General features: G+C 51.5%; 13 protein-coding genes. 9 read left to right on the forward strand and 4 right to left on the reverse strand.

Translation table 11 applies throughout. The features are described from left to right. The first annotated feature begins 5 nt into the window (after positions 1 to 5). From SQ11_RS09785 to SQ11_RS09795, 3 genes are all read left to right on the forward strand, one after another. Positions 6 to 629: an adenylyltransferase/cytidyltransferase family protein gene (locus SQ11_RS09785; RefSeq protein ID WP_041513977.1), complete on the forward strand. Its 624-nt coding sequence runs from the start codon at positions 6 to 8 to the stop codon at positions 627 to 629. Then, positions 626 to 1,516 (forward strand): hypothetical protein, encoded by an 891-nt coding sequence (locus SQ11_RS09790; protein ID WP_041513978.1) that lies wholly within the window; start codon positions 626 to 628, stop codon positions 1,514 to 1,516. Before SQ11_RS09785 ends, SQ11_RS09790 begins: the two co-directional genes overlap by 4 nt. Before the next feature lie 237 nt (positions 1,517 to 1,753). Next, positions 1,754 to 2,734, forward strand: a complete 981-nt coding sequence (locus SQ11_RS09795) for a methyltransferase domain-containing protein (RefSeq protein WP_198140834.1) — start codon at positions 1,754 to 1,756, stop codon at positions 2,732 to 2,734. A gap of 121 nt (positions 2,735 to 2,855) precedes the next feature. Here the strand turns inward: SQ11_RS09795 and SQ11_RS09800 are convergent, their stop codons facing one another. Next, entirely contained in the window at positions 2,856 to 3,905 is a 1,050-nt protein-coding gene (locus SQ11_RS09800) for a CDP-6-deoxy-delta-3,4-glucoseen reductase (RefSeq protein ID WP_041513980.1), read from the reverse strand. 55 nt (positions 3,906 to 3,960) lie between these two features. On the opposite strand from SQ11_RS09800, the gene SQ11_RS09805 reads away from it, so the two are divergent. The 4 genes from SQ11_RS09805 to SQ11_RS09820 all read left to right on the forward strand — a co-directional run bounded on the left by SQ11_RS09805 (position 3,961) and on the right by SQ11_RS09820 (position 7,976). Beyond that, the gene (locus tag SQ11_RS09805) at positions 3,961 to 4,866 is read left to right on the forward strand and encodes an SDR family oxidoreductase (protein ID WP_041513981.1); all 906 of its coding nucleotides are present in this window, start codon (positions 3,961 to 3,963) and stop codon (positions 4,864 to 4,866) included. Between the two features lie 61 nt (positions 4,867 to 4,927). Further along, positions 4,928 to 5,257 carry a divalent-cation tolerance protein CutA gene (cutA, locus tag SQ11_RS09810; RefSeq protein ID WP_041513982.1) on the forward strand — a complete coding sequence of 110 codons (330 nt, stop codon included), beginning with the start codon at positions 4,928 to 4,930 and terminating at the stop codon, positions 5,255 to 5,257. Beyond that, positions 5,254 to 7,218, forward strand: a complete 1,965-nt coding sequence (gene dsbD / locus SQ11_RS09815; protein WP_156972457.1) for a protein-disulfide reductase DsbD — start codon at positions 5,254 to 5,256, stop codon at positions 7,216 to 7,218. Before cutA ends, dsbD begins: the two co-directional genes overlap by 4 nt. A gap of 224 nt (positions 7,219 to 7,442) precedes the next feature. Continuing rightward, entirely contained in the window at positions 7,443 to 7,976 is a 534-nt protein-coding gene (locus SQ11_RS09820) for a TlpA disulfide reductase family protein (RefSeq protein WP_041513983.1), read from the forward strand. Positions 7,977 to 7,995: 19 nt separating this feature from the next. Here SQ11_RS09820 and SQ11_RS16460 read toward each other — a convergent pair whose 3' ends face one another. The 3 genes from SQ11_RS16460 to SQ11_RS09835 all read right to left on the reverse strand — a co-directional run bounded on the left by SQ11_RS16460 (position 7,996) and on the right by SQ11_RS09835 (position 10,896). Beyond that, the gene (locus SQ11_RS16460; RefSeq protein WP_156972458.1) at positions 7,996 to 8,379 is read right to left on the reverse strand and encodes a hypothetical protein; all 384 of its coding nucleotides are present in this window, start codon (positions 8,377 to 8,379) and stop codon (positions 7,996 to 7,998) included. A 347-nt stretch (positions 8,380 to 8,726) separates the two neighbouring features. Further along, on the reverse strand, positions 8,727 to 9,527 hold the full coding sequence (locus tag SQ11_RS09830) for a DUF2490 domain-containing protein (protein WP_232297959.1): 801 nt from the start codon (positions 9,525 to 9,527) through the stop codon (positions 8,727 to 8,729). Between the two features lie 388 nt (positions 9,528 to 9,915). Further along, positions 9,916 to 10,896, reverse strand: coding sequence for a sulfite exporter TauE/SafE family protein (locus tag SQ11_RS09835; protein ID WP_041513985.1), 981 nt, complete (start codon positions 10,894 to 10,896; stop codon positions 9,916 to 9,918). Positions 10,897 to 11,212: 316 nt separating this feature from the next. On the opposite strand from SQ11_RS09835, the gene SQ11_RS09840 reads away from it, so the two are divergent. Then, positions 11,213 to 11,584 (forward strand): DUF2784 domain-containing protein, encoded by a 372-nt coding sequence (locus tag SQ11_RS09840; protein WP_041513986.1) that lies wholly within the window; start codon positions 11,213 to 11,215, stop codon positions 11,582 to 11,584. A gap of 138 nt (positions 11,585 to 11,722) precedes the next feature. Then, a complete protein-coding gene (locus SQ11_RS09845; protein ID WP_041513987.1) occupies positions 11,723 to 14,824 on the forward strand; it encodes a DUF748 domain-containing protein in 3,102 nt (1,033 codons plus the stop codon). The last annotated feature ends 63 nt before the right edge of the window (positions 14,825 to 14,887 follow it).

The raw sequence follows: 14,887 nt of genomic DNA on the forward strand, positions 1-14,887 counted from the left end.
GAAACATGTCTATTACTTCGCGCGAGACTCGGGGATGGCGAATCGGCATATTTGTTGGGAGTTTCAACCCACCACACATTGCGCATTTATTCCTCGTACAGGATGCAATGCAGGAGTTTGACTTAGATTTGGTCTATGTTGTAGCCGACCGACTTGTCAAATATAAGGTTTTGGTCAATCTAGCTCATCGTCAGAAAATGATTGATTTGCTTTTTGGAGCGTGCCCTGGTGTTCTTACCCAATTCTCAGCAAGAGATAAGGATCGGTTTGAGAATGCCGAATTGTGGGATATTCACCGCACCATTGAGGAAGCGCATCTAGGTGATGATGTTTACCTCATATTAGGCGCAAGTACCCTACAATGGTATGTCGCACAGTTCCCAGAGCACTCACTTGAAGTGGTCCGGCAACTTATTGTTTGCCTACGCGACGAAGATTCGATCGTTTGTAGCACCCCAGCCCGGTGCACTGTTCAATCGTTTGTTCCGCGAATTCGAGGCGCGTCATCAACGCAGATCCGAAATCAACTTGCTCGCGGAATACCGACCCCGCTACTGACTCCTGAGCTCGTTGCCTATATTGCTGAGCACAACCTGTACGCGAGCACCGCTCCCCGGAAGGTATTATGAGTCAGTACCCTGTGTTAAAGGGTGGGTTGGCCGATTCGATTCTCCGTAACATCATGTCGCCAAACTACTACTTTCATGTTCCGGTCGGTGAGCGTACATTTGCCTATCCGCTTTTCTCTCGTGAATTAAGTCTGTACACCGACGGTAGCCGTGGGAGGGCATTGCTTCATCAAAGCATGACAGTTCTCGATATGTACGGACTAGAAACCACGAGTAGGTATCTAGCTTGGGTTTTCAATAAACCTTGTTCTGAGAACGGACGGATCGCTGGCGGTCTGGAAGCCTTTATTGAAGGGGAAACGTACGATTTATGTGATTGTGTTGATAGTCAGCGATTTTCCCGCGTCGCTCCAATCCCATTACAAGGGCGATTCGGAATCCGTACTGCTCCCCGGCCTCGCGTCCTTATATTGGGGGCATTCTTCCCGGCAGATTATGCAGTTCGTCTCTTCGACAATCCTACAGCAACTTTGGAGCGCTTGGCGGGGGAACAGCCAATTCTGCCCTTTGAACGCACCGTTATGGTTTGCCATCAGTTGCGGCTGAGGGGACTTGAATGCATGACCTCCATGACCCATGCACGTGACATTTTGAACCTGTTTCTTCGCGTGCAAGCACTTATGCGTATTGCTGAACATATCGTTGTTCTGTTGACTCCAGGGTCTTCGTCGGTTGCGATGGAATATGGGGTCGTTTGCGCGGACCCCATCCTGGCTCGTAAGGCCGTCGTCTTAGTGCCGCGAGATAGCACCTTCATAACGATGGGGATTCGTGGGACTTTCATGCTTGAGGAGCCCAAGCATTTCTTCTATGCGAGTGATGGACAGATCCCAGGAGCGCTTGATCAGGCGATTGCCTATATGAAAAGCTTGCGACACCCCGCGTGAGAGATGCGCCCACCAGATTCAAGATTTTCAGAGATCCCGAACCTTATGACTGCTGGATGAAGGTGCATCGCGCGGGGAGGAGCAACGTCATTGCCATGTCTTTTTTACCAGGAGAACGCTATGCGTTTGGACCTCATAGGCGGTGACTTAGTCTGTCCCGTCTGTGTAAATGACGCTCACAACCTACCCCCTCTCGAAGCTGTGCCATACGCCGGTAAAACTGAGGCGGTTCCTGAAATGACCTCAACATTCGAGGCCGGGGTTCTTCATTGTTTACGATGCGAACGCAACTTCTGTGTAGAGGATGGGATAGGATTCTTTTCTGGACCACCTCATTCGGCCGGAAGGAAGGATGACTTTGGCAAAGGACGATATGACTCCGAGGCTTATGCGCGCGCCTACATTCAGACCCACTTTCGCGATGTGATCGCGGACGACAAGGCAGCGCGCACCCATCTCGATCTGCACGACGTCACGGGTTTCTATTCGTGCTCAGCAAACAATATGTACTATCGGTCGATGGCCGAGATGCTCTTCACTAAACTCCCTCTCGGTGCCACAGTGCTCGACCTAGGGTGTTCGGTAGGAAGACTCTCCCACGAACTCGCGCGGCGGGCTCGAGTTGTCGTAGGCGCTGATTCCTCCGAAACTCATATTCGGGTTGCCAAAGCGATACAACGGCATCGCCGCGTCTCATTTCGCGTGGGGGAGGCGACGGTTTCTGGAAAGTACGTAGAAGGCCCGGAGATCGTCGTGGATGTGTCCTCCGTCGTTCGCAACAACGTGGTTTTCGTGGTCGCTGACGAACAACGTCTTCCCTTCCGTCGCTTCGACGGGATCGTATGCTCGGCGGTGATTGAACGCGTGCCAAACTTGGAGGCGTTCCTCCGTACACTGCGACATCGAATACACGACGGCGGCCTCCTGCTACTGAGTAGCCCCTTCGATCAGGACGAGCGCTTCGTCGACCGTAGCAACTGGCTGGGCTATGGCGCGTACGGCACTGAGTTGGGTACAGCAGAGGAGTCGCTTCGTAGATTGGCGCAACGGTTAGGATTCCATCCGATAGGCAAAATCGGTAGTGTAGTAGAAGGTGGACCAAGTCCACATGACGACGCTTACCGGCGCGACCTAAGGTGGATTACCTATAATGACAGGCGCAAGCACATGGTCTGGAGTGTCCACGCGGAACTGTTCGAGGCGCGCGACTCGTTGTGAAGACCTACCTGTCGACTTCGACGCTAATCGCGCCGTCTACCATGACGCGCTGAAGCAGCCACAAGATGCTGACATGTTTATCGACGTCAGGACGTTACGCCAAACGTTGCGGGATTTAGGTTTAGGATTCGGGTGCGCCTGTCGAAGCAGTGGAGGCAGTAAATGCATCCGAAAAAAATTCATCTTCCGGCAAGCCGCGCAGTCTGGTGAAATCTTTATGGGCGACTTCAACCATCGCCGGCGCTCCGCAGGCGTATACCTGATATCCGGCGAGATCCTCGAAGTCTTGCAGCACGGCTTGATGCACCAAACCGGTTCTTCCGCTCCAGTTATCCGTCGGCAGCGCCTCCGATAGCACCGGAATAAAAGTAAAATTGTCGTGTTCTTGCTGCCAGCTTCCCGCCAGATCCGCCATATACAGATCGGCTTTTGTGCGGTTGCCCCAGTAGAGTACCATTTGCCGCTCGCTGCCACGCAGATTTCGCACATAAAAGGCGTGTTCAAGGATGCTTTTAACCGGTGCGAAGCCAGTGCTGCTAGCCACGAATATAATCGGTTTGTCCGAATCTTCGCGCAGGAAAAACGTACCGAGCGGTCCTTCAAAACGGAGGATATCCCGTTCCTTCATGTGCGTGAACACATGCTCGGCGAACGTGCCGCCAAGGTAGTTGCGGACATGAAGCTGTAGCAATTCATCATCATGAGGCGCGTTGGCCAGCGAAAAACTCCGGCGCTTGCCATTTTTCATGAGAATATCGATGTATTGCCCGGCGAGGAATTGCAATCGTTCATTGGTGGGAAGCTTGAGGGAGATAACCATTACGTTGGGCGCGACGCGTTCCAGTTTATGCACGCGGCATGGCAGGGTTTTGACTTTAATATCCTTGATTGCCCCGATTTCGCGGCACTCGATTACCAGATCCGACAACGGCAGAGCGCAACAAAACAATGCCATACCTGCCTGCTTCTCTATTTCCGTTAGGGTGTCCTCGTTATGGCTGCCGAAATCGACCTTTCCCTGTATGATTTTGCCCTTGCAAGTGCCGCAGGCTCCGTTACGGCAACCGTAAGGAAGCGGAAATCCTTCGCGTAGCGCGGCTTGTAGTACCGTTTCGCCGGCTTGAGCAGATAAAATGTGTCCACTGGGCTGGATGGTTATTTGGTGCGACATTCGATTACGAGTGAGTCAACAAAGATAAAAATTACCGGTAAATAAAGTAAGTATTATGAAACGAACCCTTTTAATTGTTGGCTGCGGCAACATCGCCTTGCGCGCGGCACCGACGCTACAGGCCCATTATCGGCTGCTGGGCCTTTATCGGAGACCGGAGAGTCGTACCGCCTTGCATTTGCGTGGCATTAGACCGGTATATGGAGATCTCGACAAACCCGACAGCCTCGGGAAGCTTGCGGGAATGGCCCATGCGGTACTGCATCTGGCACCACCGCCCCATCATGGCGAACGAGATACCCGCACCGCGAATCTCCTGTCGGCATTGACAAAGCGGCCAAAGATGAAGGGAGCAATGTTACCACAACGGCTTATTTACATCAGCACCAGTGGCGTATATGGAGATTGCAAAGGAGCCTGGGTGGATGAAACCCACTTGATCAATCCGCAAACGGAACGTGCGTTGCGTCGCGTTGATGCGGAGAGACAGGTGCGAAACTGGGGTCTGCGCAATCACGCCAATGTCTCGATTTTGCGCGTACCTGGTATTTACGCAGCGGATCGTCTCCCGCTTGATCGCCTGCGCGATGCTTCTCCGGCACTATTGCCTGAAGACGACAGTTACACCAATCACATCCATGCCGACGATCTTGTCCGCATTATTTTTGCTGCCCTGCGCCACGCGAGACCGGGCAGAATTTATCACGCCTGCGACGACTCCAACTTGAAAATGGGTGAGTATTTTGATTTGATAGCGGATCAATTTGATTTGCCTAGACCGCCGCGCATTGCCCGTGCCCAGGCCGAAGGCAGCATATCCCCCGGCATGTTGTCGTTCATGCGAGAATCGCGGCGACTCACAAATACCCGCATAAAGTACGAGTTGCATGTAAACCTGCGCTATCCCACTGTGGCCGGCGGTATTGCGGGGAGCGCAGCAATTGCTGCGGAAAGAAGGTAAAATTCTGGACCCTGAAGGGATGATTTAATGGTGTTTGCGAGTAAAATTTCCTGCTGCTGCGATGGAATCCATACTCATTATTACCAATTTGCCCGATAGAGAGAGTGCCATGGCGCTGGCTCAAAGGTTGATTGAGCACCGCTTGGCAGCTTGCGTTAACGTGATGGCAAGCTGCACCTCCGTATATCACTGGCGGGGGGAAAACGAAACCGTGAGCGAGGTGCCGGTTCTTATCAAAACCCTCGCGCAGCATTACGCCCAGCTGGAGCAGTTGATAAAGTCGATGCATCCTTACGAACTACCCGAAATCATTGCTGTCCCAATAACCAATGGTTTGCCTGCTTATTTGAAGTGGATTGCCGACGAAACGTTAGTCTCAGATAAAAAATGAATACCGCCAGGTTACCCTTGCACCTGATCCGATACTTCCTGCTATTACTCTGTTTTTCCAGTATAAACGGGTTCGCTGAGGAGAGGACGCCGTCCGGCTTCCTTTCGGGGCTGAAGCAGCTCGGCGCGAGTTTTGATCAAGATGAGCAGGAATTATTACCCCCGGACCAGGCCTTCAAACTGACGGTCAAGGTGCGCGACGAGAATACCCTGGTGGCACAATTCGAGCCGGCAAAAAACTATTATCTTTATCGGGATAAGGTCGCGTTCAAGCCTCAAAACACTGAAACATCGATCGAGAAAATCTCGCTCCCCCAGGGAGCGGTAAAAAGCGATTTGACTTTTGGCCAGGTAGAGGTTTTTCATAAGCCATTCGAAGCGGTAATTTCGTTGAAGCGGGGCGCGGCCTCAACCAATAAATTGACCCTTGTCGCCACTTATCAGGGCTGCAATGAACCGATAGGTGTCTGCTATGCGCCTATCAATAAGGTGATTGAACTGACGCTCCCGATGGCAAAAGCGGCGGTGGGAGCCGTCGCCAACGCGGTAAGCAATGATGCCGTGGCGGCAGCACCTTTTTCAGCCGCTAAACCGGACGCCGCCTCGGAGTTGTTTGCGTCCCCGGCATCTCCCGCGATTGAGACCGAGTCTCTCAGAATAGAGCGAATGTTCGAGAGCGGCAACTTCTGGCTGATTCTGACCGGTTTCTTCGGCATCGGCCTGCTTCTCTCATTCACGCCTTGCGTCTTTCCGATGTTTCCCATTCTATCGGGCATTATCGCCAAACGGGGTGAGCATATTACCAAGACCCGCGGATTCATTTTATCGTTAGCCTACGTCATGGGTATGGCAATTACCTATGCCGCCGCAGGCGTTGCAGCCGGACTTTCCGGTGCGATGCTTTCCGCGGCTTTGCAAAATGCCTGGGTTCTGGGCACATTTGCGCTGGTTTTTGTGACACTGGCTTTTTCCATGTTTGGTTTCTACGAATTGCAATTACCCACTTTTCTTCAAAGCAAACTCTCCGAGGAGGCCGGGCATTTAAAGGGGGGACAACTGACAGGGGTGTTTGGTATGGGGGCGCTGTCCGCATTAATTGTCGGACCGTGTGTTGCCGCCCCGCTGGCTGGCGCGTTGCTTTACATCAGCCAGACCCGGGACGTGGTGCTGGGTGGCTCGGCGTTATTCGTCATGGCCTTGGGCATGGGCGTGCCGCTATTATTGCTGGGCGCATCCGCCGGTGTGCTTTTGCCCAAAGCGGGGCCCTGGATGGAGTCCGTCAAACATTTTTTTGGGGTATTGCTGCTCGGAGTAGCTATATGGCTGATATCCCCGGTAATCCCGGCGGTGGCACATATGTTATTGTGGGCGGCACTATTGATCGTCTCAGCCATTTATTTGCATGCTGTTGACCCGCTGCGGCCTGATGCTTCCGGCGTTCGGAAATTTCTGAAAGGCCTGGGCATGATCGCGCTCCTGACGGGTGTTGCCCTGCTGATAGGTGTTTTATCCGGCAGCCGTGACATTTTGCAGCCACTTTCAAAACTGAATGTTTCGAATGTTGATGCGAGTGGAACCAAGAAGAGCATAGTCCAAGCGGGGCATTTACCATTTCAGCGTGTAAAGTCGGTAGCAGAACTTGAACAGCATATTCTCCAGGCGCGGGACAAATATGTGATGCTGGACTTTTATGCAGACTGGTGCATTTCTTGCAAAGAAATGGAGCGCTTCACATTTACCGATGAGAAAGTGCAGTCCCGGCTGAAAGACGTTGTATTGCTGCAGGTTGATGTTACCGCCGGTACACCTGATGATGCGGCACTTCTGAAACGTTTCAAGCTATTTGGCCCTCCCGGTATCCTGTTTATCGATCGTCAGGGTCGTGAAATTCCACGCATCAGGCTCATTGGATATCAGGATGCAGAAAGGTTTCTCTCGGTACTTGATGCCATATTGATTTAGTGTCGATGGATCCCGTTTTTCTTGTCAATTCTACAAGGCGTATTTGCGTGTTTCCCGGGTAGCCTTATATCTGCATAATCCGGGTCGATGGCAAGAAACGCTAGGGCATGTCCATGGGTCGAGCGTTCATTTTTCCCGTTTAGTGCTATGATTAAAAAGACTTTTGGTATCACTTGGCTTTTACCCCTAAAGTGAATTCCCTACAACTATCGGATTTATGTTAAATGACGAAATCGCAGCAGATGATCATGTACATGGGTATTGCAATAATGGCGGTGACGGCTGGTTTATTGTTGCGGGCCCAGCTAACCAGTGATCCTCAATCTGCTGGAAATGGGGGAGCCGAGGCGTTACTTGCGGCGACCTTGCCCGATTTGCAGGGCAAGAATCAATCCATTTCACAATGGCGTGGCAACGTTATGGTGATCAACTTCTGGGCGACCTGGTGTGAACCGTGCCGCGATGAAATTCCTGAGTTCATTGAGCTCCAGGAAAAATTCAGCAGTAAGGGATTGGTGTTTATCGGTATTGCCGTGGATCAGCAAGAAAGAGCGGCGGCTTTTAGTAAGGAGATTGGCATCAATTATCCGGTACTGGTGGGCGATATGAACGCCATCAATCTGGCTGGGGCGGCAGGAAACCGCCAGGGGGCGCTGCCTTTTACCGTCGTTATCGATCGCAGCGGCAATATCATTGGTACTAAATTGGGCCGCCTCAGTCACAGCAAGCTTGAATCCATGATCAAGCCGCTGCTGTAGAGATAGCTGTTTTGTAAAATTATCGGGTTTTATAGCCGCGTGCCTTTACCACCTTCCATGAATATTCCAGCGTATTGTCCGACGGAATCAACATCGAAAGTGCGCCTTTGCTAAGCGGTTGCACGGTTAATTCAATATTGTATTCCTTGCCGTCTACAGATGCCAAGGTTCCTTTTCCTGGTTCCATGGGTGTGATAAGAACGGTGACTTGGGTGACCGTATAATCACCATTGCCGTTGTAAATACTGCCGCTAAAAGTGCCGTAACCAAATCCGGCATGGGTGACCAGCTTACTGAAAGCACCGGTGGGGAGGTCGGCTTCGGTGACCTTATCCTCCGACGATTCCTTGCGGCAAGCGCGCATGGCAATGGCGGCAGCGCGATCGCTGGTTATTCCCTTCATGGATTCCTGAAGACACTGATCGTAACCATCTGGATCAGGTAAGCTTCCGGCAGGCAGATTCGGTGATACCAGAAGCATCAACAGAACCCACCCCCGCAGCGTGACTGGGGTTCTTTTATCTGTGTTTTTTGATGGAAGTAGTAACTGTGGATACATATGAATTCATAAAAGTGTACCCATTTAAGATGCCAGTCCTGCCGGAATATTTTTCCACAACAGGCGAATTCTACGAACCGCAATTTCTACGCGGAGGAAGTGGACGAAGCTAGGGTTATAAGTTTAATAAGTACAAAGAGAGAGGAAGAACAAACTTCCTCTCTCTTTGAGGGTTATGCTGAAAACAACGTTCAAAAATTCATAAGTAGGTTAACCGACAAAATATGTCCCATATAATTGGCTCCCCTTCGGATAATATATTGATTCATATAACCCACTTCACCTGTAATTTGCTTAGTGAAGGAATAGCCAAGCCCCGTAAAGAACCGGTTTTGATCGAAACCTCTCCGCGGAACCCAATCAGTATCGTTAAGGCTCACGAAAGCTTCATTCTGGATTACGTAGCTGAAGCCTGGCGCAAATGAGAGTGGGATCGATGCTTTTACCAATTGGCGATAACGTGCGGCCATCGTCGAATTTGAGGGCGATGGATCCCCTGGGTTGGCCGATGTTCCTATATGATCGGGGACAAAACGTTCCTCCAGACGACCACGGGCACTAAGTCTCCCCCATGAAAATTTATCACTCCATATCACTTGTTGCCAGACACGGTGCTCATCGTATGTATTCTTGACATAGGGAGTAGTGGTCGGTGTCCAAGCATACCCTACCCACACACTGGTAGTTTCGGTGAGCTGGTACCCTACGCCAGGACGTACGATAGCTTGGGAAAATTTCGATGCATCGTCGGCAAAGCGTCCCTGTCCTTCCGCCCACCACTTGACTTTTGCCAAGGTAGGGTTGTTTGGGTTGAGAGCGCTAAAACTTCCTGTAGCCGTGACGTTGCCCCATACTGCAAAATCCTGCACATCATCGGCAAACTGTTGAGCAGTGGCTGGACCTGAAAGTGCTAAGCTTGATAGCACCAATGCTGTTGAGATACGTATTTTATTCAGCACCTGATTTTCCCCTTCTATATTATTTGATATCAAAAAATTTCATTAAAGAGCGGGAAATTTAACCCCCGTTACTTCCTCATAGCCTAATGCTGCCTTCGGCGCCTACGTATATAAACTTAAAAATACCAAGAATGAGTTCACGCTAGAAAACTAACATAATACATGTCAAGAAAACATTGTGTGGATGTGGGAATTTTGTGAAGATGGTTTTATGGCCATTGCGTACTAAAAGTACTTGTATCAATGAGTAAGAAGTGCCTTCTGCCACAAAAATTTGAAATTCAATCCTGGAATGATGTGAACAACGGCGTTTATTCTAACTTAATCAAGGACCGGTTGTGAAGGTCGCAGTTTACCGTCAGCTGCAATGCAGCCTCGCTATCACCCCGCTCTGACTGCCTTTTAAGGTTAGCTGTCTTGCCTATACCGCAATCGCCCGGGAAAGATTGTAAAGACTTGTAATGATGATCAACGTACCCACCAGTATTAATAATGTCCGTGCGTGAAGTTTCCTGCACAGCACCGCCGCGAATGGTGCGGCAAAAAGACCTCCGAATACCAAGCCCACGATGATAGGCCATGTGTCGGTTTCCATTAACAGCGTAAACACTGCGGCACTTGTCAATGTCAGAAAGAATTCAGCGAAATTGACTGAGCCGATGGTGGTTCGTGGATCGTTACCCGAACTTACCAAGGTTGAAGTTACCACAGGTCCCCAGCCGCCTCCACCAGCCGCGTCGACGAATCCGCCAAATAATGCGAGCTTTCCCACATGCCTTGGGGCTCGCGTACGCAAACTAAGCGGGCGAAATGCTTTGCTCAGGATGTATATTCCCAATATTAATAGATAAGCGGAGATATATGGCTTGAACATGGCACCGTCGATCTGGGTCACTAGAATAGCCCCTAATATTCCGCCCAAAATACCCGGTACCAGCAAGCGTATAAACAGCTGTTTATTCACATTGCCGAATCTGGCGTGAGCGAGGCCCGAAACTCCGGTTGTGAATATCTCCGCAATGTGAACGCTGGCGCTCGCCGCCCCTGGACTGGCACCCGTTGCCAGCAGAAATGTGGTCGCCGTAACGCCATACGCCATGCCCAAGGCGCCATCCACAACCTGGGCAAGAAATCCCACCGTCACCGCGCTCCAGAAGACGCTCCCGCCGAGCGTCTCGCCGATAATTTGCCAGCCACCCAACCAATTATTGGAAAGAAAAAAGCGGCCCGTCAAAAACAATATCAACACCATTAATACCAGAACGATGAACCACATCGCGGTGCGGAGAAGCGGGTGCGTTCCCGCAGGATGAGAGATGGGTTCCTCAACCGGGGGAAGCCCAAGTTGCTCATGTTCCAGATTGATAGGATTTTGTGTCAGATCCAGGTTGCGAATTTTCATAAACCGTGTTTCGTTCCTATTTATTTGCGGGGAACTATACCGGCAGGCGCGAGCAAATCGAAATAACCTAATCGAATATGCTTATTCTTTTATTTTTTTATGGGGTTGCGGAAGAGCAAACACGCGTGTGGTATTTTCGCGAATGAGTTTCTGGCAGGTTTTATACAAAGCCCATAATTCTGAATCCGGCGGTTCGTCACTCATTTTTCAGTTTGGTGTATGATCCAGAGAGATTTTTCGTTACTTGGGCTTCATTTCGTTGGTGAGTTCGCTACTGCCGGATTTAGGCTAATCCGGATAAATCAGGGGGGCCGTCGTGCCGCTCGCCGATATCATACTTATCATTCATTTTGTGTTTGTGTTGTTCGTCGTTGGCAGCCTGCCATTAATCTGGATCGGCGCGTGGATGAGGTGGGGTTTTGTGCGGAATCTCCGGTTTCGGCTTGCGCATCTGGCGGCTATCCTATTTGTCGTTGGCGAATCCCTCATTGGAATGGTGTGTCCGCTTACCGTATGGGAAGATTCGCTGCGCGGCGCGGAAACCGGCGGTAATTTCATTCAGCGGTGGCTGCATCGTATCCTCTTCTACGATGTTCCGGAGTGGGTGCTGACAACGGTCTATGTGCTATTCGCGCTTCTGGTCGCGATTACTTTTAGGTTGCTTCCACCACGTCATCTCAAGTCCTAGTCCTTCTCCTCCATCGATTCCTTTCGCGGTCATTGACCCATTCTCCCGCTGCGCGTAAAGTTGAAAAGACAAAAAGGCTGAGGCTCCTATCCCTGCACTCTGCCTAATCACTCATTCCAACAAGAAAATCGTACGATCATGACTTCATTTTTCCGTCGCTTCGCTTCCGGCAAACGTTTGAGAACGGGTCTCGGTATCTTGGCCGCGATCGTCATTCTCTTTGGGCTGCTTGGTTATTTGTGGCTTCCGGGTTACGCCAAGACCAAACTCGAAACGCTGCTATCAGAGGCCGTTCAGCGGCCCGTGACGGTACAGTCAATCGATATTCAGCCTTATACACTGGAACTGACGGTACGTGGTTTCCGCGTGGGTGAAAAAGCGGAGGGTGTTGACGCCGACAAAGCCTTGCTGTCCGTCGACGAACTGTATACCAACCTTAGCATCGTCTCCATCGCCCGGCGGGCGCCGGTGATCAGCGCCTTGTCGGTGAAAGGGCCGGCGGTGCGTATAGTCCGTGAAGGCGAGCAACGTTTCAACATCACGGACTTGATAGAAGATTTCATGAAACGTCCCGACGAAGGCGGTAAATCGATGTTTTCAGTGAGTAACATCATCATTGAAGGGGGTCGTTTCGAATTCATCGACCGGCTCAAGAACAGTCATCAGGAAATTTCAGAAATCCGCGTGGGGATACCCTTCGTTGCTAATTTTGAGAGTGATGAGAAAGCCTGGGTTGAGCCGCATTTCAGTGCCCGTATCAATGGCGCGCCGCTTGTTCTCGACGGCAAGGTGCGTCCTTTTACCAAGAATCGCGAAGCGACACTTGAACTCAAGCTCAACGATATCGATCTGACCCGGATCGACGAGTATTCGCCGATTCCGGTTGGCATCAGCTTGCTTTCCGGACGCTTTGACAGTGATTTGTTACTGACATTCTCCCAGGTGGATGGTGAACCGCCAAGCATGGTTCTGGCAGGCAACGCGGCGCTGCGCAAATTCGAGATCGAAAATCAGGCGGTGGAAGCACCCTATGCCGCAAAATTCGACCGGCTCGACGTCAAATTGACCGAGATCAATCTGAATGGCCAGAAGCCCTCGCTTGCCGGACTGGTTCTGGCGGATGCCGCAATGATCCGCAAGAGTGATTCAGAGGCGGTACTGAACCTGCCGAAACTAAGCGTGGAAGACGCCACGATCGATTCCGCGCAGCAGAGCGTTATGGTTGGCACGGTCACGTTCGACGGATTTAAAGCGTCAATGCGTCGGGAAACCGATGGCCGTCTCGATCTGGCAAAACTTTTTGCGCCGGCTCCCGGGAAGGCTATACCGGTAGCGACACCTGTCGAGGTGGAAGCCCCCGGCAAGCCATGGGCGGCCCGGCTTGGAACACTGAAGCTGGTGGCCTCGGCATTGCGTTTTGAAGACAGCACGTTGACAAAAGTCGCGCCAATGGTGGTTGATCCGCTGGATTTGACGGTGGACGATATTGATCTCACCGGCGCCAAGCCACTGAAGCTGGCGTTAAAAGCCTCGGTAAATCAGAAGGGCAGCCTTGAAACAAATGGCTCCCTGGCCTGGGCACCGTTAGCGATTGATCTCGCTGTAGATGCCAAAGATATAGACCTTGTCGCGCTGCAGGGGTGGGCCGGCGACCGGCTGAAGGCCCTGCTCACACGTGGGGCGGCATCTTTCCAGGGCAAGGTCAAGATGGACGGGTCGCCCTTGAAAGTGGCATTGAACGGCGACACCCGATTTACCAACTTTAACGTACTCGACAAGGTGACCGCGACGGATCTCATGCGCTGGCGAAGTCTCGACATTAACGGTATCGAGTTCGTCAATGAACCCATGCGCGTCAATATCAATTCCGTCGCGATTGCCGATTTCTTTGCTTATGTCATACTTTCTTCGGAGGGCAAACTCAATCTCAAGGACGTTGTCGGGCAAGATGATAAAAGTGGTCCGCCTGTCAAAACTGTATCGGCTGCTCCATCCACCGCGGACCAGAACACCCCTTCCTCCACGTTGCCGGCACCGGCACCGGCAGCCAAACCCACGCCTGTTCATATCGGCCGCATAATGATGCAGGGTGGGAATATTATTTTCAACGATCAGTTCATCAAACCCAATTATCGAGCAAATTTAACGGGTCTCGCCGGGCGCGTGGGGCCATTGGATCCAAAAAAGCCGGGAGAAATTGACATTCGCGGAACAGTGGACAAAACAGCACCGCTGAAAATTGCCGGTAAGATCGATACCCTAGGCAGCGAGCTCTATCTCGATATCGCTGCAACGGCGAAGGGTATCGATATGCCGACTTTCAGCCCATATTCGGGCAAGTATGTCGGTTACGCTATCGAGAAGGGCAAGTTATCGGTCGATATTCATTATCATGTCGAGAAAGGTGAGCTGAGGGCCGAAAACAACGTTTTTCTTGACCAGCTGACTCTGGGCGAGAAAGTTGAAAGTCCGGACGCACTGTCGATCCCGATAAACCTTGCTTTGGCGTTGCTGAAGAACAGACATGGTGAAATCGATGTCCATCTGCCGATCAGCGGGTCTATCAACGATCCGCAATTCAGTATTGGCGGACTTATTGTAAAGGTTATCCTCAACCTGCTTACCAAGGCAGCCACCGCTCCTTTTGCGTTGCTTGGCTCAATCCTCGGTGATGGTGAAGAGATGTCGGCGATAGACTATTCATCCGGCCTGGCGCAAATTACACCTGAAGCAGAAAAACGCCTCCAAACATTATCCAAGGCACTGACAGACCGGCCGGCACTCAAGCTCGAAATTACGGGCAGGACCGATCCGGAACACGATCCCGAGGCGCTGAAACGCACGATACTTGAGCGCAAGATCAAGGCCCAAAAACTGTCGGAAAATGTAAAAAAAGGTGAGACGAGCGGTCCGCTGGAGGAAATCGAGCTGAAACCTGAGGAATATGCCAAATATCTGACACTTGCCTACAAGGAAGAAAAATTTGCCAAACCAAAAAATGTAGTGGGGCTTACGAAAAGCCTGCCGGTGCCGGAAATGGAGCAATTGATGCTGGCTAACATCAATGCCGGCGACAACGAGATGCGGGACCTTGCCGAGCGTCGTGCCGTGGCCGCGCGCGATTGGCTGATCGAGCAGGGCGGTGTGCCCGGTGACCGGGTATTTTTACTTGAACCCAAAGTCGGGGCTGAAGCCGGTGGCAAGAAATCCGGTAGCCGCGTGGAATTCTCGCTCAGATAGAGATTACTTTGATTTTGAGGAGATTTCCGGGTATCGGTCGGAAACCTCCTCAGGCTAGGCTCG

The organism is Nitrosospira sp. NpAV (genome assembly GCF_000832065.1).
In the GTDB taxonomy this organism is placed as follows: domain Bacteria; phylum Pseudomonadota; class Gammaproteobacteria; order Burkholderiales; family Nitrosomonadaceae; genus Nitrosospira.

Excerpts from the sequence above, each read along its gene's own strand:
- SQ11_RS09785 (WP_041513977.1), top strand. The coding sequence starts at position 6 with ATGTCTATTACTTCGCGCGAGACTCGGGGATGGCGAATCGGCATATTT.
- SQ11_RS09790 (WP_041513978.1), top strand. The coding sequence starts at position 626 with ATGAGTCAGTACCCTGTGTTAAAGGGTGGGTTGGCCGATTCGATTCTC.
- SQ11_RS09795 (WP_198140834.1), top strand. The coding sequence starts at position 1,754 with ATGACCTCAACATTCGAGGCCGGGGTTCTTCATTGTTTACGATGCGAA.
- SQ11_RS09800 (WP_041513980.1), bottom strand. The coding sequence starts at position 3,905 with ATGTCGCACCAAATAACCATCCAGCCCAGTGGACACATTTTATCTGCT.
- SQ11_RS09805 (WP_041513981.1), top strand. The coding sequence starts at position 3,961 with ATGAAACGAACCCTTTTAATTGTTGGCTGCGGCAACATCGCCTTGCGC.
- cutA (WP_041513982.1), top strand. The coding sequence starts at position 4,928 with ATGGAATCCATACTCATTATTACCAATTTGCCCGATAGAGAGAGTGCC.
- dsbD (WP_156972457.1), top strand. The coding sequence starts at position 5,254 with ATGAATACCGCCAGGTTACCCTTGCACCTGATCCGATACTTCCTGCTA.
- SQ11_RS09820 (WP_041513983.1), top strand. The coding sequence starts at position 7,443 with ATGACGAAATCGCAGCAGATGATCATGTACATGGGTATTGCAATAATG.
- SQ11_RS16460 (WP_156972458.1), bottom strand. The coding sequence starts at position 8,379 with ATGAAGGGAATAACCAGCGATCGCGCTGCCGCCATTGCCATGCGCGCT.
- SQ11_RS09835 (WP_041513985.1), bottom strand. The coding sequence starts at position 10,896 with ATGAAAATTCGCAACCTGGATCTGACACAAAATCCTATCAATCTGGAA.
- SQ11_RS09845 (WP_041513987.1), top strand. The coding sequence starts at position 11,723 with ATGACTTCATTTTTCCGTCGCTTCGCTTCCGGCAAACGTTTGAGAACG.